27 protein-coding genes and 2 pseudogenes are annotated in these 24,514 nt (G+C 56.6%); 27 read left to right on the forward strand and 2 right to left on the reverse strand.

Annotation, left to right across the window (positions count from 1 at the left end):
- Positions 1–187: 187 nt before the first annotated feature.
- The 13 genes and pseudogenes from ACEN9A_RS15155 (at position 188) to ACEN9A_RS15215 (ending at position 12,899) form a co-directional block, all read left to right on the forward strand.
- Positions 188–499, forward strand: coding sequence for a hypothetical protein (locus tag ACEN9A_RS15155; protein ID WP_413386500.1), 312 nt, complete (start codon positions 188–190; stop codon positions 497–499).
- Positions 500–587: 88 nt separating this feature from the next.
- Entirely contained in the window at positions 588–1,358 is a 771-nt protein-coding gene (locus ACEN9A_RS15160; protein ID WP_413386502.1) for an SDR family NAD(P)-dependent oxidoreductase, read from the forward strand.
- A 548-nt stretch (positions 1,359–1,906) separates the two neighbouring features.
- Positions 1,907–2,767: an SMP-30/gluconolactonase/LRE family protein gene (locus tag ACEN9A_RS15165; protein ID WP_413386504.1), complete on the forward strand. Its 861-nt coding sequence runs from the start codon at positions 1,907–1,909 to the stop codon at positions 2,765–2,767.
- A gap of 204 nt (positions 2,768–2,971) precedes the next feature.
- A pseudogene (locus ACEN9A_RS15170) lies at positions 2,972–3,987 on the forward strand (IS3 family transposase).
- 278 nt (positions 3,988–4,265) lie between these two features.
- Positions 4,266–5,042, forward strand: coding sequence for an SDR family NAD(P)-dependent oxidoreductase (locus tag ACEN9A_RS15175; protein ID WP_413386506.1), 777 nt, complete (start codon positions 4,266–4,268; stop codon positions 5,040–5,042).
- 3 nt (positions 5,043–5,045) lie between these two features.
- Positions 5,046–5,747, forward strand: a complete 702-nt coding sequence (locus ACEN9A_RS15180; RefSeq protein WP_413386508.1) for a FadR/GntR family transcriptional regulator — start codon at positions 5,046–5,048, stop codon at positions 5,745–5,747.
- Positions 5,748–5,957: 210 nt separating this feature from the next.
- Positions 5,958–6,734 (forward strand): SDR family NAD(P)-dependent oxidoreductase, encoded by a 777-nt coding sequence (locus ACEN9A_RS15185; RefSeq protein ID WP_413386510.1) that lies wholly within the window; start codon positions 5,958–5,960, stop codon positions 6,732–6,734.
- Positions 6,735–6,779: 45 nt separating this feature from the next.
- Positions 6,780–8,252, forward strand: coding sequence for an amino acid permease (locus ACEN9A_RS15190; RefSeq protein WP_413386512.1), 1,473 nt, complete (start codon positions 6,780–6,782; stop codon positions 8,250–8,252).
- Between the two features lie 161 nt (positions 8,253–8,413).
- A pseudogene (locus tag ACEN9A_RS15195) lies at positions 8,414–8,731 on the forward strand (STY4528 family pathogenicity island replication protein); the annotation flags it as partial.
- A gap of 241 nt (positions 8,732–8,972) precedes the next feature.
- Positions 8,973–9,728: a PFL_4669 family integrating conjugative element protein gene (locus ACEN9A_RS15200; RefSeq protein ID WP_413387957.1), complete on the forward strand. Its 756-nt coding sequence runs from the start codon at positions 8,973–8,975 to the stop codon at positions 9,726–9,728.
- On the forward strand, positions 9,725–10,243 hold the full coding sequence (locus ACEN9A_RS15205; protein ID WP_413387955.1) for a DUF3158 family protein: 519 nt from the start codon (positions 9,725–9,727) through the stop codon (positions 10,241–10,243). The genes ACEN9A_RS15200 and ACEN9A_RS15205 overlap by 4 nt, the downstream gene beginning before the upstream one ends.
- Positions 10,240–10,710 carry a single-stranded DNA-binding protein gene (locus ACEN9A_RS15210; RefSeq protein ID WP_413387953.1) on the forward strand — a complete coding sequence of 157 codons (471 nt, stop codon included), beginning with the start codon at positions 10,240–10,242 and terminating at the stop codon, positions 10,708–10,710. Before ACEN9A_RS15205 ends, ACEN9A_RS15210 begins: the two co-directional genes overlap by 4 nt.
- A gap of 221 nt (positions 10,711–10,931) precedes the next feature.
- Positions 10,932–12,899, forward strand: a complete 1,968-nt coding sequence (locus ACEN9A_RS15215) for a DNA topoisomerase III (RefSeq protein WP_413387951.1) — start codon at positions 10,932–10,934, stop codon at positions 12,897–12,899.
- Positions 12,900–12,943: 44 nt separating this feature from the next.
- Here the strand turns inward: ACEN9A_RS15215 and ACEN9A_RS15220 are convergent, their stop codons facing one another.
- Positions 12,944–13,201: a hypothetical protein gene (locus tag ACEN9A_RS15220; RefSeq protein WP_413387949.1), complete on the reverse strand. Its 258-nt coding sequence runs from the start codon at positions 13,199–13,201 to the stop codon at positions 12,944–12,946.
- Positions 13,202–13,409: 208 nt separating this feature from the next.
- On the opposite strand from ACEN9A_RS15220, the gene ACEN9A_RS15225 reads away from it, so the two are divergent.
- The 12 genes from ACEN9A_RS15225 to ACEN9A_RS15280 all read left to right on the forward strand — a co-directional run bounded on the left by ACEN9A_RS15225 (position 13,410) and on the right by ACEN9A_RS15280 (position 22,982).
- Complete coding sequence (locus ACEN9A_RS15225; protein ID WP_413387947.1) at positions 13,410–13,751, forward strand: helix-turn-helix domain-containing protein; 342 nt, start codon at positions 13,410–13,412, stop codon at positions 13,749–13,751.
- Positions 13,752–14,652: 901 nt separating this feature from the next.
- The gene (locus ACEN9A_RS15230; protein ID WP_413387945.1) at positions 14,653–15,234 is read left to right on the forward strand and encodes an STY4534 family ICE replication protein; all 582 of its coding nucleotides are present in this window, start codon (positions 14,653–14,655) and stop codon (positions 15,232–15,234) included.
- A gap of 70 nt (positions 15,235–15,304) precedes the next feature.
- A complete protein-coding gene (locus ACEN9A_RS15235; RefSeq protein WP_413387943.1) occupies positions 15,305–15,562 on the forward strand; it encodes a hypothetical protein in 258 nt (85 codons plus the stop codon).
- 101 nt (positions 15,563–15,663) lie between these two features.
- Positions 15,664–16,158, forward strand: a complete 495-nt coding sequence (radC, locus tag ACEN9A_RS15240; protein WP_413387941.1) for a RadC family protein — start codon at positions 15,664–15,666, stop codon at positions 16,156–16,158.
- Positions 16,159–16,210: 52 nt separating this feature from the next.
- The gene (locus tag ACEN9A_RS15245) at positions 16,211–16,957 is read left to right on the forward strand and encodes a DUF5983 family protein (protein WP_413387939.1); all 747 of its coding nucleotides are present in this window, start codon (positions 16,211–16,213) and stop codon (positions 16,955–16,957) included.
- A 106-nt stretch (positions 16,958–17,063) separates the two neighbouring features.
- Positions 17,064–17,606 (forward strand): PFGI-1 class ICE element type IV pilus protein PilL2, encoded by a 543-nt coding sequence (gene pilL2 / locus ACEN9A_RS15250; RefSeq protein WP_413387937.1) that lies wholly within the window; start codon positions 17,064–17,066, stop codon positions 17,604–17,606.
- Positions 17,603–18,274: a chemotaxis protein gene (locus ACEN9A_RS15255; protein ID WP_413387935.1), complete on the forward strand. Its 672-nt coding sequence runs from the start codon at positions 17,603–17,605 to the stop codon at positions 18,272–18,274. The genes pilL2 and ACEN9A_RS15255 overlap by 4 nt, the downstream gene beginning before the upstream one ends.
- A gap of 9 nt (positions 18,275–18,283) precedes the next feature.
- The gene (locus tag ACEN9A_RS15260; protein ID WP_413387932.1) at positions 18,284–19,003 is read left to right on the forward strand and encodes a TIGR03759 family integrating conjugative element protein; all 720 of its coding nucleotides are present in this window, start codon (positions 18,284–18,286) and stop codon (positions 19,001–19,003) included.
- A complete protein-coding gene (locus ACEN9A_RS15265) occupies positions 18,985–19,533 on the forward strand; it encodes a lysozyme family protein (RefSeq protein WP_413387930.1) in 549 nt (182 codons plus the stop codon). Before ACEN9A_RS15260 ends, ACEN9A_RS15265 begins: the two co-directional genes overlap by 19 nt.
- Positions 19,530–20,045 carry an integrating conjugative element protein gene (locus ACEN9A_RS15270; protein WP_413387928.1) on the forward strand — a complete coding sequence of 172 codons (516 nt, stop codon included), beginning with the start codon at positions 19,530–19,532 and terminating at the stop codon, positions 20,043–20,045. The genes ACEN9A_RS15265 and ACEN9A_RS15270 overlap by 4 nt, the downstream gene beginning before the upstream one ends.
- Positions 20,046–20,054: 9 nt before the next feature.
- Positions 20,055–22,160: a type IV conjugative transfer system coupling protein TraD gene (traD, locus tag ACEN9A_RS15275; RefSeq protein ID WP_413387925.1), complete on the forward strand. Its 2,106-nt coding sequence runs from the start codon at positions 20,055–20,057 to the stop codon at positions 22,158–22,160.
- 90 nt (positions 22,161–22,250) lie between these two features.
- Positions 22,251–22,982 (forward strand): TIGR03747 family integrating conjugative element membrane protein, encoded by a 732-nt coding sequence (locus ACEN9A_RS15280; RefSeq protein ID WP_413387923.1) that lies wholly within the window; start codon positions 22,251–22,253, stop codon positions 22,980–22,982.
- Between the two features lie 267 nt (positions 22,983–23,249).
- On the opposite strand, the gene ACEN9A_RS15285 is transcribed toward ACEN9A_RS15280, so the two are convergent.
- Positions 23,250–23,621 carry a histone-like nucleoid-structuring protein, MvaT/MvaU family gene (locus ACEN9A_RS15285; protein ID WP_413387921.1) on the reverse strand — a complete coding sequence of 124 codons (372 nt, stop codon included), beginning with the start codon at positions 23,619–23,621 and terminating at the stop codon, positions 23,250–23,252.
- A 307-nt stretch (positions 23,622–23,928) separates the two neighbouring features.
- On the opposite strand from ACEN9A_RS15285, the gene ACEN9A_RS15290 reads away from it, so the two are divergent.
- Both ACEN9A_RS15290 and ACEN9A_RS15295 read left to right on the forward strand, forming a co-directional pair.
- The gene (locus ACEN9A_RS15290; RefSeq protein WP_413387919.1) at positions 23,929–24,264 is read left to right on the forward strand and encodes an integrative conjugative element protein, RAQPRD family; all 336 of its coding nucleotides are present in this window, start codon (positions 23,929–23,931) and stop codon (positions 24,262–24,264) included.
- Complete coding sequence (locus ACEN9A_RS15295; RefSeq protein WP_413387917.1) at positions 24,261–24,500, forward strand: TIGR03758 family integrating conjugative element protein; 240 nt, start codon at positions 24,261–24,263, stop codon at positions 24,498–24,500. The genes ACEN9A_RS15290 and ACEN9A_RS15295 overlap by 4 nt, the downstream gene beginning before the upstream one ends.
- The last annotated feature ends 14 nt before the right edge of the window (positions 24,501–24,514 follow it).

Below are 24,514 nucleotides of genomic sequence, written 5' to 3' on the forward strand. Positions count from 1 at the left end.
TCATTGCCACCCTTTACGACTTGTCGAGACTGCCTGGGCCGAAGCTGTTGACAACCATAGGGGTTGTCGCGCATATTTTCAATAGTTGAACATGCATCCCACTATATGGGAGATGACAAAATTACGATTGGTCATATTCGACCAACAAATCCACTCTGCTCTTGGTGAGTAGCTCAAGGAAAGCCTCATGAAAAACAACAACAAGATACTCAAGGATGGTACGGCTACGTTGCTGGCTGTTCCGTTCCTCAGCTCGAACACATCTGGTATAAAGCTTGCCATCAATAACGATATATCGGATACAGCGCCCAAAGCCGCTCTCGAGATTTTCATCAAGGGGTATGAGCCAGAGAACCTGAAGATTAATGCCAAGTTTTATTTGTTCGCCCCTGAGGATTATAAGACATCAAACTACAACTTCCTTACCGTTGATGCACTTGATCTGGAGACATGGCACTTCGGCAATCGCGAAAATCACAGTACAGCTGCGACCATGTAAAGTTGTATATAAAGCAGGTTGGCAGGGCTCATGATCTGGGCATTCAGGCTCGCAAAGAGTCCTACCTAAATCCTCCGGAGATTTATTAATGACTAAATTTGTCACGTTTCATGATTTAAAGGCCGCCAGCGTATTCATCACCGGTGGTGGCTCAGGTATCGGGGCCTCATTAACCGAAGGTTTTATTGAGCAAGGTGCCAAAGTTGCCTTCGTACAGCGTTCGGATGCGTCCGCCTTTGTCGCTGATATCCTAGATAAGTACGGTGTAGCGCCCTTGTTCATCCAGTGCGACATATCCGATATTAGCGCGCTACAAGATGCAATGGCTCAAGCGGCGGCAGTCAATGGGCCAATCTCGGTGCTGGTCAATAATGCGGCCAATGATATGCGTCATACGCTGCAGGATTACACCCCCGAGGCATGGGAAATGGGCATGTCCGTCAATCTGCGTCCTCACTTCTTCACGGCCCAGGCCGTAGCTCCAGGCATGAAGCGGTTGGGCTGCGGCTCGATCATCAACTTCTCATCTATTTCCTACATGATGGGCAATGCCGGATATCCAGGTTATGTCGCCTCGAAAGCAGCCATTACCGGGCTTACTCGGGGGTTGGCTCGTGAGCTCGGGCCTGATGGGATACGCGTCAACACTTTGTTACCCGGCTGGGTGCTGACTCAGAAACAACTTGATATGTGGGCAACACCTGAGGACCTAGTAGCGCATCTGGAGCGTCAGTGCTTAAAAGATCATCTTGCTCCGCGCGATATCGTCGACGCCACCTTATTTTTGGCCTCTCAGGCGAGCCGAATGATCACCGCGCAAGCAATGGTTGTAGACGGCGGAGTGGTAGTGACCGGATGACAATCGCAGACTGCATAACTGTTGATTGAGGAACTAGCCAGTTTCGCGCTTGGGCCCTGTCGGATAATGGACAGGTCTTTGATTCTATCGCCAGTGACGAACGGGTGGTCAATCTGACGCCAGAGCAATATTGGGTGCCAGTAACACCCTGACAACTGACGAAGTAGAGATTTTAACACAAATAGGCGCCCGTATGATTATCCATTCCAATTGTGAACCTGCTGTCATTGGCGCGATTAAAGCGAAAAAATGCATTCATCTCTTGGGGTCATGAGACAACGATTGCTCCACGGCTCTGGCCAATGGTGTTGACGGGCTGAATAACTTCCTGCCCCCATCATTGGTCAACGCCGCCCTACGTACGGTAATCCCGCCGGCCTTTCAAAATTTTCCACCGGCAGTACCAATACTGAGGACTCTACCGAATGGATTGTCGTAGGAACTCAAGGATTCGGCGTCACTTCAGCACTTTACACACTTGGCCGTAGCAACGCAGCTGGATAGCACTGCATTAGCGATGGTGGCCGTATATAAGAAGGTACAGCTTGATGTTGCAGGTTTTTGATAATACACCGTGTGCCTTGGGCGAGGGTCCGCTGTGGCATCCACAGCGTGAGCAACTGTTTTGGTTCGACATAATAGGCAAGGCACTCTATACCCGCCAAACAAACACTCTGCGACGCTGGTCTTTTGATGAATGCGTCTCGGCAGCTGGCTGGATCGACCGAGATACCCTATTGATTGCCAGCGAATCGAACCTTTTAAGATTTGACATATTGAGCGGCAAGACAAAAATCATCCACCCTCTGGAGTCGAACAACCCAAGCACTCGCTCCAACGATGGTCGAGCTGATCCTTGGGGTGGTTTCTGGGTGGGCACAATGGGCAAACAAGCAGAACCCAACGCAGGATCGATTTATCGCTATTACCAAGGAAAATTACGGCTGCTTACAGGGGGCGTCACAATCCCCAATGCCCTTTGTTTTGCACCCGATCGCAGTTGTGCATACTACGCAGATACCGCGCATCGAATCATTTGGCGGCAACCCTTAGAGACACTGCACGGCTGGCCAAAGGGGAGGCCTGAGGTATTTGTCGACCTTCGTGACGAAGAGCTGAATCCCGACGGCGCAGTCTGTGATGCTGACGGCAACCTATGGAATGCCCAATGGGGGGCCTCGCGAATTGCACAGTACTCTCCTCATGGCGATTTCATCACCGCCATTGTAGCCCCGACGCAACAGGTAAGCTGTCCGGCGTTTGGTGGTGTCAACTTCTCTACGCTATTTGTAACTACCGCACAGCAGATTATCTCAAATCAGCAACCGGCCCATGAGTTTGCGGGGCGAACATTTTTTATCGAGACTGAAATTAAGGGCCATCCCGAATATCGAGTCATTCTGGATTAACCCTTTGAAACGTGCACTCGACAAGATGATTGATCAAAGTCTCAGCCGCATCGAAAGTATGTTCACTTCATACAAAAACTGAGATACCCGCGACCAAATGAAATTAGTTTCACCGCGTTACGCCTGGAAAACAAATGGAGGAACCCCGTGAAAGACAGGACACCGTTTCCCCTTGACATAAGGGATAGGCAAACGACTGTGTATATGACTAATAGAAACGATAAGAGTGGGGAGCTTTTGGGTCAAGAGCGGCGGCGTCGCTGGAGCTCGGAGCAAAACTGGCGATGGTTCGCGAAAGCCTGCAACCGGCACAAAGCGTCTCGGTGATGGCTCGCCAGCATGGAGGTAACGCCAACCAGCTGTTTCGGTGGCACAACTCTATCAGAGCGGCAATCTTTCCGGCCGTCAGTACGGGGAGAGAGCATGGTGCCGGCTTCTGAGTCGGCTGATACGCTCAAACAGATTCGCGAGCTACAGCGGATGCTATGCCTGGCTGGCGGTCAAAGAGATTCTAACTGAGATCAGTGAGTTGCCGAGCTATGGTTACCGCAGTGTGTGGGGTTTGCTGCACTGTCGGCGAGAATCACAAAGCCAAGCGCCGAGCAACGTAAAGCGGGTCTATCGCGTGATGCGCGATCACCAGTTGCTGCTGGAGTGACGGATTAAACAGCCCGGTGTGGCACGCCGCCACGAAGGTAGAATTGCTGTCGCAACCAGCAATACCCGCTGGTGCTCTGACGGCTTTGAGTTTCATTGTGGGGGCGGCGCCAAACTGCGCGTGATTTTCGCCCTGGACTGCTGCGACCGCGAAGCCATCGGTTGGGTGGCCAGCCCGACAGGCTACAGCGGCGATGATATTCACGACCTGATGCTGGAGGTCATTGAAAAGCGCTTTGGTGAGCAACCGCCCGTCACACCAGTGCAATGGCTGAGCGTTAACGGCTCGGCCTACATCGCCGAACAGACACGACTGTTTGCCCGACAGATCGGCTTGCAGCCGGTGACCACACAGTTGCGCAGCCCTCAGAACAACGGCATGGCCGAAAACTTCGTTAAAACGATCAAGCGGGATTACGTCGCACAAATGCCCAAACCTGACAGGGAAATGGCACTGCGCAACCTGACGATTGCCTTTGAGCATTACAGCAAGGAGTATCCACACAGCGCTGAAATTCCGCTCACCCCGGGAGTTTAGGCGCTTGGCAGTGGCATTAATTTAACGGGGGTGTAGGTGTCCGGTTTTGTAGGGGCCAGTCCACCCGATTACTTCATCCTCAATACTGAGATTGGAGAAACACCATCCCCCGCAGCCTTATTGAGGTAGCAATCTCTAAGCAGTCTACTGGAAGTAGATTTTGGATTTTTTCAAGGGGGCCGGCCCATGAGGAATGGAGGCCCCATATGCCTACCTATGTTTTTCGGGGTAACCCCACCTTTTATTGATCGGCCATCAGCCCGCGAGTACCATGGCTCGCTCCACCCTCCAAGGCTGTGATGCATGACCAATTCTCAAGGTCGACTCGCCGGTCGCGTAGCAATTATCTCTGGCGGCGCCAACGGCGCAGGAGCAGCCTCTGCCCGATTGTTCGCGCGCGAATCAGCCAAGGTGTCCATTGTCGATCGCGATGTAGAAGCCGGTCGGAAGCTGGAACAGGAACTTAACGAGCAAGGGTTTAGTGCGTTCTTCGTTTGCGCCGATGTTTCCAAAGCCGATGAAGCCGAGTTCGCCGTAAAAGCCACGATCGAGAAGTTCGGCTGCATCGACATTCTGTTCAATCATGCCGGCATCATCATCGTGAAACCTTTCCTTGAATTCAGTATCGAGGAATGGGATGAGATGATGGAGAACAACGCCAAGAGCGCATTCCTCATGACCAGGCTTGTTCTGCCGGGAATGCTCAAACGGGGTTACGGTGTTCTTATCAGCACCAGTTCCTCTGCCGTGCGCGCTGCCACTCCCCTTGAATCCCTGTACTGCGCTTCGAAGTCCGCCATGCATCAATTGGCCCGAGCGATTGCGGTCGAATACCGCGACAAGGGCATTCGCAGCAACACCATTTGCCCAAGCTTTGTGCGCACGCGCCATGGCGAGCATGAAATTTCTCAATTGCGCGCTTATGGCATTTTTGCCTCCGAACAGGATGTGAACATCATGCAGGGCAGAATCTGCGAACCTGAAGAGGTTGCTAATGTCGCCTTGTTCCTGGCCAGTGAAGAATCCAGCTTCATCAACGGCGCTGAAATTTTCGTGGACAACACGTTTACGGCGGTTTGACAGATGCTTTGGGGTCTTCAACCAGTCCAACAGCAATCAGCCTACGGATTGACCGTCGAGGCACTGCGCCGCCATGTTCATCTCGGGCAGCTGCTCCCGGGTGAGCAGCTGCCACCCGAACGGGCTCTCGCCATTCAGTTGGGTGTGTCTCGGGTAACGTTGCGCGAAGCGCTGCGGGTCATGGAAACCGAAGACTACTTTGTGGTGCGCCGAGGCGCGCGCGGGGGAGTATTCCTAAACGAGATCGACGCGCTACGAGAGTTGTCCTCTCGACGCATCAGTCGCGATCCGTCCATGGTCATGCGGGTTATGGAGTTTCGAGAAGCCAACGAGCCCCAAGCCGCTCGCCATGCTGCCGCTCGCCGCACCCCCACCGATATTGCAGCACTTGAATCGGCCTTCAACTCGATAAAGTGTGCAGACAACTCCGCCACCCTGCGCTGTGCCGAGTCGAGGTTTTATCTCGCGCTTGGCGCCGCATCGCACAACCCGCTTTTGTACAAGTCAATCGAAGACGCCCTGGTTGCGCTTTTCGTGCTTCCGGACTTGACGCAGGATCGCAGCAAACGCAACTTGAGCATCGAAGCTGCTCAGCTGTTGCTTGAATCCATCCGAAATCGGCAAGGTGATGAAGCCGAACGAGCAGCACGAGAACTCCTCACAGCGGATCGAATCCGCATTCGTGACATTGTCGGTTTTGCCTGAGTGGCAACGACGCACTTTCAATATCTGCCCATAAATTCTTTTGATATTCAGCCTCTTGCGCTACCGCACCAGATAGGTGCTGCAGCGGCGGATGCCTGATCGCGACATGCCGATTGCCGCCGATTGACAAGCCTTTTTTCATCATGGTCTATTGGTATTTAATAAATACCAATAGACCAGTACTTAACAACAAGCAGAGGCGTGCGCCAGATGGCAAACAAACCCAGATTGGACAATCAAAACGTACTTATCACCGGGGGCGCAGGGGGCATTGGCCGAGCAGCAGCCATACTGTTCGCTAAACAAGGGGCGAATCTCGCCATCATCGACAGGGATCCGGTTGCAGGCATTGAAGTGGTCGAAACGATCATCGCATTGGGCGGACGGGCAACGTTTTTCCAGGCAGACGTGAGTGATGCGCCGAAACTCATTGTAGCCATCGAGGCGGCTACAGCGGTTTTGGGCTGGATCGACGCCCTCTTCAATCATGCGGGCACCATCGTCGTCAAAGCACTTCATGAAACCACCCTCGAAGAATATGACAGCTTGATGGCGATCAATACCCGATCCGCCTTTGTCACCTGTAAAGCGGTGCTGCCAGGGATGCTGAAAAGAGGCAAAGGCAGCATCGTGATTACGTCGTCGATCGGAGGGGAAAAGGGCTTCGCTCTGGAGAGTGCGTACTGCATGACGAAGGGCGCCGTGCTGCAATTGGCCCGCTCGATCTCTGCTGAATACCGCGAACACGGCATTCGCTGCAATGCCATTTGCCCAGGCTTTGTGCGCACCGCCCATGGCTTGCGTGAACTCAATCAACTCGATACCCAAGGTCAAACTTGGGAAGAAGCCGGCTTGTCAGCCACCCAGGTCCGAATCTGCGAAGCCGAAGAAGCGGCCGCTGCAGCACTGTTTTTATTGTCCGATGAAGCCAGCTTCGTCAACGGCGCCGCTCTCTATGTCGACAACGGTTGGGCCTCGAAAGGCTGAATCGGCTTCGCCCACGGCATTATCAAAAAATGAGGGGAGTTCCAAATGTCAAAACACACTCAAACCAATTCAAGGAAGGACGAAAGCGAAGACGCGCGCCTTCTGGCCCTGGGTTACCGTCCCGAATTCAATCGCGTACTTGGGCTGTTTGCCGACTTTTCACTTGGCTATTCCTACATGAGCCCCATGGCGGGGATGTTTGCGCTCTTTGCCACCGCATTGGTCGCCGTGGGCCCGCCCTTCTTCTGGACCATGCTTATCGTTTTGCTGGGCCAACTGTTTGTCTGTCTCGTTTTCGCCGAGGCCGCCTCCGCTTATCCAATCGCAGGCGGCATCTACCAATGGGCCCGACGCTTGGGCGGACAACGCTGGGGATTCCTGACGGCTTGGATCTACCTGTTTGCGCTGATCGGCACAGGCGCCGGCATCTCGGCCGGCGGTGCGCCGTTTCTGTCAGTACTTCTGGGCGTACAGCCATCACCGGAATTCAACGCACTGGCCGGTATTTCCATTGCGCTGCTCGCTATTCTGGCCAACTTCGCAGGCACTAACATACTGGCTCGCACCACCGAAATCGGAGTGTGGGCAGGTTTGATCGGGCTGGCCATCTGTGGCGGATACATGCTGGTATTTGGTCACGTGCAGCCGGTGTCGGTGCTGTGGGACAGCTTCGGCCGTGGCGAAGGCAACTACACCTCTGCACTGTTCTTCGCGAGCCTGATCGGGGTATGGATTTTCTACGGATTTGAAGCCTGCGGAGACTTGGCCGAAGAAGTCAGCGGCGCCTCTAAAGCAGTACCTCGGGCAATGTTGATGACCATCATCTGCGGCGGTGGTTCTGCGCTGTTGATGACCCTGGGCCTGCTGTTCGCACTACCGGACATGCAAAGCGCAGTGGACGGAACCTTGGCCGACCCGGCAGGCGCTGCAGTGCTGCAAGTCATGGGGCCGATGGGAATGAAGCTGACACTGGTCTGCCTGCTGGCCGTGGTCATCAGTGCGGTCACCTCGGTGATTGCGTCTACCAGCCGGCTGCTTTTCTCTCTGGGTCGGGACAAGCTGATTGTCGGGGCAAGTCTGTTGGGTACACTCAAAGGTTCTCGTCGCCTGCCTATCACCGCCCTCTGGGTCACCGCCACATTGACCATCCTGATATTGTCGATTGGTTTCGTGTCCAGTAACGCAGCGACTCAAATCATCAGCTTCGCGACAACCGGCGTCTATGTGTCCTTCCAGATGGTGGTGATAGCTTCTTTGCTGGCCAGTCTTCGTGGGTGGCGTGCTGATGGGGAATTCAAGCTGGGGTCTGCGGGTCTTGTGGTTAAAGTGATTGCGTTGGTTTTCGGCATTGCGTCCATCATCAACCTGATGTGGCCGCGCACGCCGGAAGCAGGATGGCTGAACAACTGGCTGATCCTGATCTCGATAGTCATCATCGTTGCATTGGGGTTGATTCAAATGGTGATGCTCAACATGTCCAAAGAGCCCATGCAGGGGCAGTCCAGCCCGGGGATTTGAGGCCACAACGCAGGTATTGCGTCGATTGACAGCGCTGGGGCTCGGCCAACCGACCCCAGCTTTATTTTTTAGCAGCCTCAGCAGCAACCTTCCTGCCTTCAAGCGTTGGGATATGGCCAAGCGAGCATCCACCCAAGCCAGCGCTAGCCTGTCAGCACTTCGAGCGTCAGGCCTTGACCGGGGCGCTGAACAAGCTCCAACCAACGGATCGTCAGGCAGTGCTCAACGAAGCGGGTGCGCGCTGTACAGCCGGTGGTATCCGCAAGCCGGCGGCCTATGTGATGGGCCTGATCCAACGCGCACTGAACGGCGACTTTCGTCCTTGGGCAGCTCAGGCCGAACCGCCACCCATTGCAGAACCACCCCCACCAGCACCGCCACGCCCGTCCCGACAACAAGGCGAGCCCGCTTCCGCCCTCGCCCAAGCGTGCCTGAATGAACTACGCCAACTGCGCCGCGGACGCCCTGGACGTCAGTAGATTTGATGCCAGTGGCATCAAATCTACTGACGTCTAATGTGAGATCGCAAAAGTCTGAACCTGCGCAATCCGAGCGATACGGCCATCGCCATCCATGGAGATGATTCACCAGCGTCACTCGCGAACGCCTCCGAAATTAACCCTCTCACACCAAACCGAACAGACCGCATTCAGCTTTTTGGCTGCCCTTGCCCCTCATCTGTCGCAACGTTTCCGTCCAAGCTTATGCGAGGACAACACCGTGGCCGATCACTATCAACTCAACCTGGGTTCATTGCGCAGCAGCATCACCCTGACCCTGCACACTCACCACGCCGCCCGCATCTGGCAAGGTCGAACCGCACGTGAAGGCGTCCACTCGATCATGGGCATGGCCGGCTACATCAGTGTCACCAACCTGATCAAACAAACCGCGGGTCAGGACGATCCCTATGCCGACTGGGCAATCGTGCAACTCGAAGAAAAACTGATGCAGGCCAAGGCAGGGATGCTGGAACTGACCCAACAGCTGGATCGGATCAGGCAGGACCTGCCGACACAGATCGACATGAGCGACAACCTCAACATCCACCCCGTCACCTTGCCGTTGTACATCGGCAGCCAGCTGGGTTTTCTGGCGGTCTACCTGCTGACCGACTACGACACCTTGGTGCGTCGTACCCTATTGGCCCATCACACCGCCTTGATCGGTCGCAGAGACATGGAAGCCTGGATCGACGATGGCGCCCATCTGCTGCGCAGCCTGTTCGGCCAGGCGCAGCGCTATCGGCATGCCGGCGTCACCCGTGATGACATGGCGGCGAACAACGCTCGTGCTCTGGCGGCCATCGAGAAAATGGGTTTGCCCCCGATGGACATCCTTGAGGGGCATCGCCGCTCCCAATTCGCGCCGCCGATCATTCGTCGTGGTGCGGTGGCAGTGGATGACGCTGACGCGTTGGCAGGGAACGCGGGAGAACCCTCTGCGACAGTGGATGAACCGGAGGACGAAGCATGAATCCGATGATCCCGGTTCAACCGATGCCCCTCGAAGCGTTGACACCGGATGCCTATCGACGGCTCGAACACGCTGCCTCCCTAAAAGGCCTTTTAAAGCCCTTTAAGGGTAAGGGGGAGTTGGAGCACTTGGCGCAGGTGGCGAGGGAAATCGAGGCGCAGTTATGTCACCTGATGGAGGCTGTTGTGCAGCAAGCCGGACAGTCCCCTTACTCACTGCTGGACATTCGATTGGTGCTGCAGAACACCAGTGCCGGCAGCACCTTTTTGCGTTGGCGCACCCGTGACTTCGCCCATATGGGGGTAGCGGTCTGGGAACGCCAGGTCTGCAACAAAGCCCTGCCGCAGATCGTACGCGAGGGATTGCACCGTTTCGAACGCGATCGCATTGCACTGAACCTACAAATGAGCGTGGTGCATTCGCTCTACCGCCAGGCCTCGACCTGCGCGATCAAAATGGCCAGTGCCGAACGGTTACTGCACCAACTCACAACCGCAGTGGAGGTATCAGGATGAGTACTTTTTTTGTCGGCGAAGGCAATATCGGCAGTGCGCCAGAGTTCCAGGAGTTCCCATCAGGCAATGACGAGCCACGGCGTTTGCTACGGCTGAATGTGTACTTCGACAACCCCGTGCCACGCGAGGGCAGTTATGAAGATCGAGGCGGCTATTGGGCGCCGGTTGAGCTCTGGCACCGCGAGGCTGAACACTGGAGCACGCTGTACCAAAAAGGCATGCGCGTGTTGGTCGAAGGCCGCACCGTGCGCGATGAGTGGGAGGACAGCGATGACAATGCGCGGGTGACCTTCAAAATCGAGGCCCGTCGAGTCGGCATCCTGCCTCACCGAGTGCAAAGCGTGGTCATGCGGGAACGATTCAGTGAGCCGGCGGCATCTGCGGCACACGACGCGCAAAGTACAGGGCAAACCAGTTCACCTGCGTCTAAACCCAGAAAGCGCAGAGGACAGCCATCTACGGACTGACTTCAGGCATAAAAATTGCGCCTTTGCGCGAAGTTACTGGCGTGTTCCTACACGCTGCTCGTGAAGATCCGCCCTGTCGCCCACGCTTAAACGGGATAGCAGCCTCGGATCTTCAAGGCTGCCTTCACCGACTAACATGAGGTACCTGCAAGTCAGGTTTCTCATATCTCGCAACAGCTGTTTCCAACCACGCTGCTCCGAACTCAATCCGGAGCAGTTTTATGCGTCTCTTCCTCTGCGAGAAGCCTTCCCAAGGTCGTGACATCGCCAAGGTTCTCGGAGCCAGCCGACGCAGTGATGGCTGCCTGATCGGATCTGAGATAACTGTCACCTGGTGTATCGGCCATCTGCTGGAGACGGCTCCACCTGAAGCCTATGGCACACAGTACAAGAACTGGTCGTTGGATCACCTACCGATCATTCCAGCGCAGTGGCAGGTTGAGGTCAAACCCAAGACTGCGGCGCAGTTCAAAGTCATCAAGCGCCTGCTCAGTGAGGCCTCCACCGTCGTGATCGCGACCGACGCCGATCGCGAAGGTGAACTGATTGCCCGGGAGTTATTGGAGCTCTGCAAGTATCGAGGTCCTGTTGAGCGCCTCTGGTTGTCCGCACTCAACGAGGCCTCGATTCGCAAGGCACTGTCCTCGCTGAAGTCCGGTCAGGAGACCTTCCCACTCTATCACTCAGCCCTCGCCCGCAGCCGCGCCGACTGGCTGATCGGCATGAACCTCAGTCGCTTGTTTACTCTCCTCGGACGGCGGGCGGGCTACGATGGCGTACTGTCGGTTGGACGCGTCCAGACACCCACTTTACGCCTGGTGGTCGATCGGGATCGTGCGATTGCCAGCTTCGTCTCGGTGCCCTACTGGGAAGTGGATGTGCACCTGTCCTCAATGGGGCAACCATTCATCGCGTCGTGGCAACCACCAAGCTCAGGACGAGATGAGGCCGGTCGTTGCCTACAGCAGGCGCTTGCCAGTAAAACGGTCCAAGCGATCTCTTGCAGTAAGACCGCCACGGTACTCACGCTGCAGACTGAGCATTCCCGTGAAGCGCCACCCCTGCCCTTCGACCTGAGCACATTGCAAGAAGTCTGCTCGCGCAAGTTGGGGCTCGGAGTCCAAGAAGTCCTGAACATCGCCCAGGCGCTGTATGAAACCCACAAAGCCACCACCTACCCGCGCAGCGATTGCCGCTATTTGCCAGAGAGTATGTTCAACGAGGTACCCGCGGTATTCGATGCCCTGCTCAAAACGGATCCCGCGCTGCAGCCCGCATTGGGAAGACTCGATCGATCACTGCACTCCCGCGTGTGGAACGATGCCAAGGTCACCGCGCACCACGCCATCATCCCCACCACCGAGCCGGCGAACCTTGCGCGGATGTCCGAACAAGAACGCCAAGTCTACGAACTGATTCGCAGCCACTACCTTGTGCAATTTCTTCCGCATCATGAGTTTGATCGGACCCAGGTCGAACTGGAGTGTGGCGAAGAACGATTGACCGCTGTGGGCAAACAGATCCTGGTCCAGGGCTGGAAAGGCTTGCTCTACGAAAACACCGAAGAAGATGAGGCCAGTCACAAGTCCCAAGTCTTACCAGTCTTGCAACTGGGTACTCAGTGCGCAGTGGACGACGTCGAACTCAAGTCCTTGCGCACCGCCGCTCCCAAACCACTCACTGAGGGCGATCTGATCAAGGCCATGAAAAATGTGGCCAAGCTGGTCAACGACCCACGCCTGAAACAGAAGCTTCGGGACACCACCGGTATCGGCACCGAAGCCACGCGAGCCGGTATCATCAAGGGGTTGATTGATCGCGGTTATTTGCTGAAGAGAAAACGCGCCTTGATGGCCTCCGCAGCGGCCCATACCCTGATCGAGGCGGTACCCGCTGCAATCGCAGATCCAGGTATGACCGCGATCTGGGAACAGGCTTTGGACGAAATCGAAGCGGGACGTCTGACTCTTGATGCGTTCGTCGCCAAGCAGGCGAACTGGATTGCACAATTGGTCGAACACTGTGGCGCACTCACCTTGGCGGTACCTGTCGAAGCCGGCCCGACCTGCCCCGTTTGCAACACCTCGATGTTCAGGCGAAAGGGGAAATCAGGGCCGTTCTGGTCATGCTCCCACTACCCCGACTGCAAGGGCACCGTGCCTATCAGAAAAGATACGCGTCGCCCATGACGCGCCATTGGAGATCCAACATAGTATTGGGGGCGATGTACTGGTCAGTGCATCATCAACGGCGGCTGATCCCTCTCCAAGTCACTTAGCGGTTGTCCGATTTCACGCGCCAAGGCGATGCCTGTCGAAATCCATATCTGCCCCAGTTCGTTAAACGCTTTCAGGTGAGCAGGATTTTCGTTGAGCCAATGAACCAGGCTGTCGAAGTGTTCGGGGTTATCCGGGCAATCATGGATCTTGATGAACAGCTCCAGTGTTCGATCCCAAATCAGATCCATAACGTTCTCGCTCTCCTCTTCCATGCTCAACCTTCCTCATCTTGGCCCTATCAGACCGTTCATTCTCACTGACCACCACGGACTTTGATTCCTGGAGGAATAGAAGCCATGTCGCAATACATAGCGATTTCAGCCAATATAACAACCTAACAAGTCGATACTCAACCGTTAAGGATGTTCATGTCAATGGGTCTTTGCTCAACCATTCGGGTTGAACTGGAGAACTCATCACTTGGCACATAAACATCCAACCCAAGCCCAAATCGGGCGCATGATCGCGAAGCACCGGACCGAGCGTAATCTGACCCAGGAAGAGGTGGCTGAACGCATGGGGATCGGCAGCGAAGCCATATCGCGCCTGGAGCGGGGTATGGTGGAGCTTTCCGTGGTCAAGCTGATGCAGTTAGCAGATATTTTCGACTGCCGGATGGATGAACTGCTGACGGAGTCGAGCAATCGTCCCAATGATCAGGGCCAGATGATCGCGGGTCTGCTGAGTGGTCTGAAAGAAAGCGACCGTGCCTTTATCCTGGCTACCGTCGAACAATTGGCTGCTCATCTCGGCAGTAAGTAACCTCTTTCATCGCGCTCAATGTAGTGTCCCATGAGGGATCGCCCACTGGCTTGACGTCATCCCGCCCTCTCTGCTGTAGTGCCTCAGGATCATCGCCAACGGCGACCCAAGACCGATTCGCTCCGGGCAGCTCGGTCGAACTCATTGAGTTCGGCGCCTTCTCTTCGGTGGGATTTCGCTCCCGTTTTGTGCTCGACCTGATCGTGGTGGCGGATGACCACTGTTGCCTCTAGGGCAACAGCGGTCATCCGCTTCGGCGATCGTATTCAGTCCCGGAGCCCGCCGGGGAAACACTGGGCACCCTTTGTGCGCGGATGCGTGCCAGCATGTTCCGACCCAGGCCACGACAAGGGTCGGTTGGCGAATCATGGCGCAGTCAAACCAAGTTTTGCGAGGAGCTTGTCGACTGCGTCAGACCGCCAAAGGTGGCTTTTCTCTTCCTCGCCTGGCACCCCGCCAGGCCCACTCTTCACTTTCTTCAGTCCAGTGACTGCCACTGTATTCCGGCCATGAAAAATTGGGTTGCAGCGTCTTGACGCTCCCCTGTGACAGGCTTATACAAAGGGCGTGGTTCGCTGTCGTTGACAGCCCAGCCCAGGTAGCTTGAACCTTCAAGGCTACGCCACGTTTGTGGTGGTTTACCCAAGTGCGATCAGCGTTCGGAAGCTCGCACGATTGCCGCTTCAGCGGCGATGAATGCCTACTACCCCAAGCCCGCAAACCACTGCCGCGGACTCTCTTCTGCTGCACCGCTATTCCTCAGGCGCATCGTTTTGATCGTCATCGGCTTGCCGGTGGCGAGTCGTTCATTGCTCGCCTTCACCTTACCCACTCTGACGGGGGCTCACTTCCCCGTCAGGGACTGTGCGTCGCCGTTTTCCCTTGAAACAGGAGAACCACCATGGCCCACGCCAACCAACCCCAAGAAGCGATCACTTACTTCAACCTGCACACCGTCGGTATCGGCTACCTCAACCGTGTTCGTGAAGTACAAGTCCGCCGCGGCCAGCCGTTCATGGCCTGCGATATCGCCGCCCTGCACGGTGCCACCGATGCGGTCGAGTACACCCGCTTCGACTGCAAGGTCGCTGGGGGTGAAGCTGAACGCTTGATTCGTCTTTATATGGACGCCGTCAACGCCGAGAAAAAGGTCTTGCTGTCGTTCCGTATCGGCGATCTGTGGATCGATCCGTTTCTCTACGAGAAAGGCGATAAACAAGGTCAACCAGGCGCTAGCCTGAAAGGTCGTCTGCTGTTCATCGACTGGATCAAGGTCAATGGCATGTTCGAGTACAAAGCGCCCGCCAGGCAGGAGGCAACAGCACCTGCTGAGCCAGCGCCGATCAATGAGCCCTCTCCAATGTCGGCTGATGCCGAAGCTGAGGAGACCGAAAACCCAACAGAGGCTCGGGTCGAACCTGAATCTCCACCCGTTCCCCGCACGGCCCGCCGTGATGCCACCCGTACCGTTCAGTCCACCTGAACAGTCCACGATGCTCCACATCAAGGCGCTCCCTCGAGCGCCTTTTCTTCAATCAGCACAGGAGAACCTTATGGAATCCTTCTGGCTTTGCGACGAGTGCCTGTTCGCTACGGTTTACGAGGACTACGGCACGTTGTCGCTCTACTACACGACGGATGAAATCGAGAAACGCATCGCCGCGCTGCAACGTGGGCTGGTTCGGATGATGCCCATCAGTGCCGACTTCGATCCCGACGCCGGCTGGGGAATAAAAGCCTTTTCCTCGTTGCCCTGCGACGGCTGTGGTTCACACTTGCACGGTCAACGCCACCGATTCACTCGGCTGTAAACGGCGCGTCATCGGCTAACACCCGCGCCTCGTTATCCACCTCGGGGACATCACTCCCCCTGGGACGTGTACCCCTGATTGCTCCTTTCGGAGGTACCACCATGAGCACCCAACTCACACTGATTGAAACCTCGGATTTCGAAGCTGATCGTATCGTCCAAGAAAACCAGGTGATCGACGAAGCGCTGCATATTCTGGATCGTCGGCTGTTCGCCCGCGGCCCTAACCTAACATCGCCTGACACCGTGGCTTCATACCTAAAACTGCATCTTACGCAACAAGAGCATGAAGTCTTCGGTGTGATTTTTCTCGATGCCAAGCACCGGGTGCTGGCGTTCGAAGTCCTCTTTCACGGCAGCATTGATGGCGCCAGCGTTTACCCCCGCCAGGTCGTTAAGCGCTCCCTTGCGCATAACGCTGCGGCCGCCATTTTTGTTCACAACCACCCCTCAGGTTGTACGGAACCCAGCCAGGGGGATCGCGTCTTGACCGCACGGTTGAAAGAGGCCTTGGCCTTGATCGAAGTGCGCGTACTGGATCACTTCATCGTGGGTGAAGGTCGTCCGCTCTCCCTTGCCGAACATGGCTGGCTCTAACCCTCACAGGCGTCTTCGGGCGCCTTGTTCATTTTCATTCTGGAGAACCCTCATGAACCCCGCACACCAAGCCCCAGCCCTGCTAACAGCCTCAAACCCATTTGCTCGCGGTTACGACAACCTTCATATCGAACGGCTGCTACTGATCACCTACGATAACGACTGCCCTCCCTGCTTTCGACCCGTGCACGACTCACAAGCCCATCTGCCCGACGATGAGCTGCAACTGTTCCCCTGCCTGTTCAATGACGATTTCTCCTTGATCAGAGAAGGCCAATCCATTCCGGATGAGTTGGATGAACGCTGTCCGTCCACCGGGCTGGTGCGCCAAGTGATCTACGCCGTGATGGGCGAAGTGCTCAACGAGCGGCATCACCTCGGTGACCTGTACTCCCTGGAAGAGGCACAAGCCATGGTCCATCGCTTGAGCTTCGAAACGGGACACTACAGTCGAGCCTGGGAAATCAGCACCGCACACCTTCCCGAAGAAGGGATGCTTTATCTGGAAGAGTGGGACAGTCACTTCGCTCCGCGGCAAACCGGCCTCTTGTTCGAGCTTTTTACGCTGCCAGATTGCTGCGGTATCGGTTGCAAGCTGATCGGCACGCCCTGGACGGACGAGAACTTGCTGAACATTGAGGGCAATCGTTATTCGAGCTTGAGACAAGAACAACTCGACGCAGGCACACCGGAAGCCTTGGTCAACGTACTGTATCTGGCGGCATTGGCGGATGTGCGATTGTTGATCTTCGACCCCGACGCTGCCGTCTTGGATGGGCTCGCCATTTTTGATGAATAGCAACGCGTTCAGCGTTAACACGACCCGCCATGAATCAACTTTCTCACTGAATCGCGCCTTCACCTCATGTCAGGTTCTGCACTGAATCTGACATGAGGTTTTCTCCATGGAGCGTTTTTTCACGCCTGTCTGCCTGCTGGGTTTGTTAAGCGCCTGCACCGCACAAATCCCCAACCCTTTGCCGACCAATCCAGCGATCGACAGTGGCTCCAATCGCGCCCAGCACTCGAGGGGCATAGCCGAAGAAAGCCATCCGGCAGAGCTTCGTTATGGCCGCTATACACTGGTCAGCACCGAGCCCACCACGGCACAACGCGATCTTCTCGCCCAAATCATCGACGTAAGCATCCCGTCCAACCTGAATCCTTCGGTACAGGAGGCGATGCACTACGTGCTGCAGCGCTCGGGTTATTCGCTCTGCCCTGCTGCCGACCCTGTGAAGGTACTTTTTACCCGGTCTCTACCCGCAGCCCATTACCGGCTCGGCCCGATCTCTTTGCGCCGCGCGCTGCAAGTGCTCGCTGGCCCCGCCTGGCAACTCACGACCGATGACGTCAGCCGTTCGGTCTGCTTCGAACAGCAGAAAACGGAGGCCGCCGTCGCGCTGATCACACTCGTCTCGCCCCATCTGTTGGAGGCACGCCCATGAGAGCCTCGACGTTTCAAACCCTCATCATTGGGCTGCTTTGCTTGGCGATCGCCGGCCTGAGCGGTGGTTTGTATAACCAGTATCAACGCGTGGCCGAACTGCAGAGCACGAACACGCAATACCGACAAACCCTGGACACCCTGCAACATGATTCAAGCGCCCTCAAGGACGCCCAGGAGAAGCTGCAGTACGCGCTGAAAGACCTGAAGCAGATGGTCGATACCGGTGAGCAACAGGCCAATACCCTCGATCCGATGTTGGATCAGTGGGCGCAAGAGATACAGGAGTTACGCGACGGTCTGGCAGCCCGCGCCACCATGGCTGACATGACAGCGCTACGCGCACGCCTTGAGCAGGTCGAGCAACAGCTCCTAGACCTCAAGGCTCAGCCTTCCCGCCCACCGCTGACGCCTTCCGCGACCAAACCGAAACAGACCGCTCGCCCCAAACCCGTCCCGCTCTCACCACCGTTCTCAGTGTTGAGTGTCGAGTCCCGTGGGGGTGAGCGCTTTCTGGCGGTCGCTCCTCATGACAGTCGCTCGCTCATGGATGTTCGGCTGCTGCATACCGACGAGCAACTCGGAACTTGGCACCTGAAAGTGCTGGAACCGAACTCAGCCATCTTCGCAGTGGCCGCTCAGCCAGACCAGACCGTGCACCTCCCTTGAGAAGCGATCATGAATAGAGCGCTACTGCCCACCGTTGTCTGTCTCGCTTCGCTACTGGCCATGGGCGCTGCGATGGGCAACCCCGTCACGACACAGTCACGGATCCAGGACACGCGGTCTGCTCCCCTAGGGCGCTCTCACTCTGAACAGGCTGCAAGCTGGGGTCTGACGGAGCAGGAGTGGACGCGCTTCGAACAGATCCAAGCCGGCCCGCGCGGTTTCTGGAGCCCGAACCTCGATCCGTTGACCGCGCTTGGGGTCGAGGCCCAGACCGACCAGGAACGCCAGCGTTATGCCGAATTACAGGTAGCGCTGGAAGCCAAGCGCGCCGAGCGCGAATTGGCCTACCAAAACGCTTACACCGCCGCCTGGGCCAAGCTGTTTCCCGGGCTGCTGCCGATCCAGGGCATGGCATCCCCACCCCCTTTCAGCTCAGCGGCCGTGCCGCGTCAGGCTCTATTTGTGGAGGACCACTGCTCAGCGTGTACCGCCGAAGCGCAGCGTCTGCAAAACAGCGACACGGCGTTCGATATCTACCTGGTGGGCAGCCATGGCGAGGATGAACGCGTCCGTAGCTGGGCTCGGCAAGCCGGCATCGATCCGACCAAGGTGCAACATCGGCAGATCACCCTGAACCATGACCGTGGCCGCTGGTTCAGCCTGGGTGCCCCGGGACCATTGCCTGCCACATTCCAACAGGTGAATGGACAATGGCAACGCCTCGACTGAGTGCTATTGCGCTCCTGCTCACGCTGCTCGCCGTCCAGGCTGACGAACTGCCGCCTCCGGCCTACCAACTGGCGGCGCATGATGCCGACATCCCTTCGACGGTGCTGTTCGCGATTGCCTTGCAGGAGAGTGGTATCCGCGTCCGGGGTCGACTGCGGCCCTGGCCTTGGACCCTGAACATCGCCGGAACACCCTACCGCTTCGCCACTCGCCAGGCCGCCTGTCACGCCTTGCTTCAGGCACTCGCCCGACATGACGCCAAACGGGTCGATGCCGGTCTCGGCCAAACCAACCTGGGTTACCACGGACAACGCTTTTCCAGCCCTTGCGAAGCCCTTGATCCCTATCGAAATCTCGCCGTAACCGCCGCATTGCTGCAGGAGCATCACGCTGCCACCGGTGATTGGGTGTTGGCTGCCGGGCGCTATCACCGTCCGGCAGGGGGCACGCCGGCCGCGCGCTACCGTGCTGGCTTTTCCCAGAGACTCGAACAGCTGCTGATTTCCTTTGAACAGGGCACACCACCATGAAGCGAATCCCCATTGTCTGTTATTGCATCCTGTTCTTGACACCTTTCGCCCAGCCGGAACTGACCGTTGCCGAGGATCAGCCTAGCGACTTCACCCGACTCCATTTTCAAGTTTCCAGGCCGCCAATAAACAACAAGACTCAGCCTGATCGGGCCATGCATGCGGACCTGTCCACGTTTGCCGATGAAGCCTGGATACTGCCCATCCGCAGCTCCCACTTGAGCCCCGGCCAGATCACGTCTCGCGCCCTGAACATGCCGGGCTTGCGGCCATTTTTTCTGCTCGGTGACGATCCCCAGTCGCTGACTTGGCTGCGTCAACGCGCGGCGGAACTGCAGGAAATGGGCGCGGCTGGCCTCGCCGTCGAAGTGGCCGATAATGAAGCCCTGGCCCGGATTCGAGCAGCCGCTCCGGGCATCACCATCCTGCCGGTCAACGGCAACGACATCGCCACCCGCCTGCAGATTGAGCACTACCCCGTCTTGATCACTGCCACCTCACTGGAACAGTGAGTCCAGGTCATGGCCGAGCATGCGATGGAGTCCAAGCTCCGGCCAGCGGTGGAGCTGTATACCGTAGCAATCTGTATCGCGGCCGCGGTGTTGTGCGTGTACTCGCCCTGGGCGGTGGCCCTGTCACCCGAGATCGGTCTGGTGGCGGCGCTGGCCTATGCCTTGTTCGGCCTGATCCGACTGCGACAAGCCTGGGACGTGCTGCGGTATCGGCGCAATATCCGCCGGCTGCCTCGCTACGAGCTGACCAGTCGGCAGATTCCGGTCAGCCGCAAGCGTCTGTTCATGGGGCGTGGCTTTCGCTGGACCCGCCTGCACACCCAGCGCTTGGTCGAAGCCCAAGACCCGGCGGTCGCCCACTATGTCGACCAACCGACCAGCTACCGTCTGGCCCGTGGACTCGAACGGCGCCTGGAGCATGCGCCGTTTCCGCTCTCGTCATTGGCCCGTGTCACGGCCTGGGACAGTGCCTTCAATCCGTTGCGCCCTTTACCTCCAGTAGGTGGCTCGCCACTATTGCATGGGGTCGAGCCCAACGAAACGGAAGTCAGTCTGCCGCTGGGCGAACGGGTAGGACACACCCTGGTGCTCGGCACTACCCGTGTCGGCAAGACGCGACTCGCCGAGGCGTACATCACCCAGGACATTCATCGCGTCGCACATGAGGTAGTCATCGTCTTCGATCCGAAGGGCGATGCCGACTTGCTCAAGCGGATGTACGTCGAAGCCAAACGCGCTGGTCGGGATAAGGAGTTTTATGTTTTCCATCTAGGCTGGCCGGAGATCTCCGCTCGATACAATGCGGTGGGACGCTTCGGGCGTATCTCGGAAGTGGCGTCACGCATCGCCGGGCAGCTCAGCGGCGAAGGTAACTCCGCGGCCTTTCGTGAGTTTGCCTGGCGTTTCGTCAACATCATCGCCCGCGCCCTGATCGAGCTGGGCCGGCGTCCGGACTACCTGCAGATCCAGCGACACGTGGTCAATATCGACGCGCTGTTCATCGAATACGCCCAGCAGTTTTTCGCCAAGACCGATCCGAAAGCATGGGAAGTGATCGTCCAGCTTGAAGGCAAACTCACTGAGAAGAACATTCCCCGGCATATGGTTGGACGCGAAAAGCGCGTGGTGGCCATCGAGCAGTACCTGGCGGTGAAGCGGGTATTTGATCCGGTCATGGACGGACTGCGTTCGGCGGTACGATATGACCGTACTTACTTCGACAAAATAGTCGCCTCGCTACTGCCGCTGCTGGAGAAACTCACCACCGGCAAGACCGCCCAACTGCTGGCCCCCAACTACACCGACCTAGGTGACCCGCGTCCGATCTTCGACTGGATGCAGATCATCCGAAAACGCGGCATCGTCTACGTCGGCCTGGATGCGCTGACCGACGCCGAGGTGGCCGCCGCGGTGGGCAACTCCATGTTCGCTGACTTGGTCTCGGTCGCGGGCCACATCTACAAACATGGTATCGACCACGGCCTGCCTCTGTCGGGCAGGAGCAGTGACAAGCTGCCGATCAACCTGCACGCCGATGAGTTCAACGAGTTGATGGGCGATGAATTCATCCCGTTGATCAATAAGGGCGGCGGTGCCGGTATCCAGGTAACCGCCTACACCCAGACCCTCAGCGATATCGAAGCACGTATCGGCAACCGCGCCAAAGCTGGCCAGGTGATTGGCAACTTCAACACCCTGCAGATGCTACGGGTGCGCGAAACCGCGACCGCTGAACTACTCACCCAGCAGTTGCCGAAGGTTAACGTGCTAACCAAGACCCTGGTGTCGGGTGCCACCGACACCTCCGATCCTGAGGCCAACACGGACTTCACCTCGTCCTCACAGGACCGTGTCAGCAGCACCAGTGTGCCGCTGATCGAGCCTGCTCATATCGTCAGTTTGCCCAAAGGGCAAATGTTCTCCTTCCAAGCCGGTGGGCAGCTCTGGAAAGTCCGCATGCCATTGCCAAAACCCTCCAACGACGATGCCATGCCCAAGGACCTGCAGGAGCTCACCCAGCGGATGCGGGCCACCTACAACGAGCAGCCAGGGCAATGGTGGAGCGCGAGCGGTGGCGGCCCAACAACAAACTTCGATTGGGATCAGGTGGGGTAGTCCGCCCCTGCCACAGGTTTCGATTCAGCAGAAAACTATCCAGAAGGCGTCGTGACGGCATCAACACTGCAGCGCGCAATGGAGTGAACGATGGCAACTTCCGCCCAGAACACGCCGCCACGGCCGATCCAGCGTCCGGGAATGATCGTCTCAGCCATCAGCCTGGTCCTGCGCATCATCGGTTTGCTGATCGCCTCGTTGCTGTTCTCGATTCTGGTTGAGTTCGCCGGCTTGCTGCTGTTCTGGGGTGATCAGGGCTGGCGTCATAGTCAGGCCATGCTGAGCAGCGAATTGGTCTGGCTGAGTGAGCACTTCAAATCGTCACTCATCCTCCAACAGCCCGGACAAACGATTGGCCAGTGGCTGGCATTCCTCAATCAGTGGCTGGTGGTCAAGACCGGTTTTGCGGATTTTACCCAACAGGCGCGAGTGGCGAGTCAGGGCAACGGTTTCTGGAGTGGGATCAACCAGTTCTACGTTAATATCGAGGACTTCGTACTGTCGGCGGTGTATGTCACTTTCACCTTCGTAGTGCGCCTAACCATTTTGGTCCTGGCCACACCGCTATTTTTGCTGGCCACGCTCACCGGTTTTGTCGATGGTTTGATACACCGCGACCTGCGCAAATTTGGAGCAGGACGGGAGAGTAGCTTCGTCTATCACCGTGCTAAACGAGCAGTAATACCACTGCTGATCGTGCCCTGGGTTATTTACCTGTCCCTACCCTTTTCGCTCAATCCTATGGTCGTATTTTTGCCTTGTGCTGTAATGCTTGGCATCACAATGGCAATCACGGCAACTACTTTTAAGAAATATCTCTGACTCGGAAAAATTATATTTTTCCTTTAGATTTTCCCCGGTGTCAGGATCGTTGTTCAGCGACTGCAGAACTGACACAGAGCACGAGTTGACCTGCCCGTATTCGACTTCGATTCCCCACTTCGAGCAGAGCGGCGAATGAAAGGCAAGCTTCCACAGTTTGGGGATGTGCCTCAAGGGTGCAGAAGTGGGACCAAGATTCGCATTCAGGACTCAGCATCCTCACTAACAAAAAAGGGCCCTTGCAGAGCCCTAGTAGTCAAACCGCGCTTACTGAGTACGCCACGACTCGACAACGTCCGCGCCAAACTCGATTTTCCATTCTTTCAACTGCCGATGGTTACCTCCCTTGGTTTCGATCAGCTCACCAGAGTTCGGATTTTTGTAAATTTTTACATCGCGAGCTTTACGGGCTGCCTTTACAGGTGCTGCTATTGGTGCCGAGGAACGACGGCCAGCCTCTGGATCCAGGATGCTAATGATGTTCTTCAAGCTGAAGCCGTACTCGCCAAGCAACGCCCGCAATTTACTCTCAAATTCCATTTCTTTTTTCAGGCCGGAATCACTTTTCATCGACTCAAGCTCTGCGAGCTGTTCGGCCAGTTGTTGCTCAAGCTTGCGAAATTCCGCCAAACGAGACATGTGAAACTTCCTTCAGGTTAGGGTAATGAGGAATGAACATTCCAATGCTAAGCGATGATTAGCTCTTCGTCACCCATGCAGCCTTCAAGCATGAGCTAATCCACTCATTGCCGCATGAACAACACATTACTATTGGGCTAAGAGTGCTGTCTGAGTTTTCTTTATCGACAAATCGATTGTTGATGTATATGTGAGTAATCCTTTTCCGCGCTCCCAAAAAAAAAGCGATATATCCCATCTCGCGTTTACTACTGATTAATTGAACCTCTAACTTGATTCTCTTCCCATATCCATATGGGCCAGCATCATGCCAACTACCGTCTTTCGCTGCTTGTTACTACTCTCGCTGGCTATCGTCCATGGCAGTAGCTATGCCGCTTCCGCCCATGAACAGAGTCAGCTCAGTCTGATTCTGCAGCAACTCGACATTATCGAACGCCTTGCGACGCAAGCTGAGGCAGCCAGCACGTCTGAACCCGACGATCGCTATCGCTTCGACTATCCCCGCCTGTCTCAGGACATCCAACGTATTCGCCAGGGCGTGCAGAGCTATCTGTCCCCCTCTCGCGCTCAACCCCGCGACCCCACTGAATTGGTCGGCGATTACCGCCTCGACACTCCGTCCGCGGAGTCCTCGCCATGAGCATGACTGACGCTCAGATCGCAGCGTTCCAAAACGCCTCCGGCTTCGCACCGCAGAGCAGTTCGACGCTGTGGCTTTCCCTTGTTCTCGTTCTGGCTTTGCTTTGGTGCGCCTGGGTGATGTGGACGGCCTACCGAGGTTGGGCTGTCGGCAGCGTGCGCTTCGGTGCCTTCGGTGGCAGCGCCGTGCGCGCGCTGCTCGCATTGTTGGTTCTGATGTTCTTCACCCTGTCCTAGTCCTAGTCCAGGAG

This window comes from Pseudomonas sp. Pseusp18 (assembly GCF_059506005.1).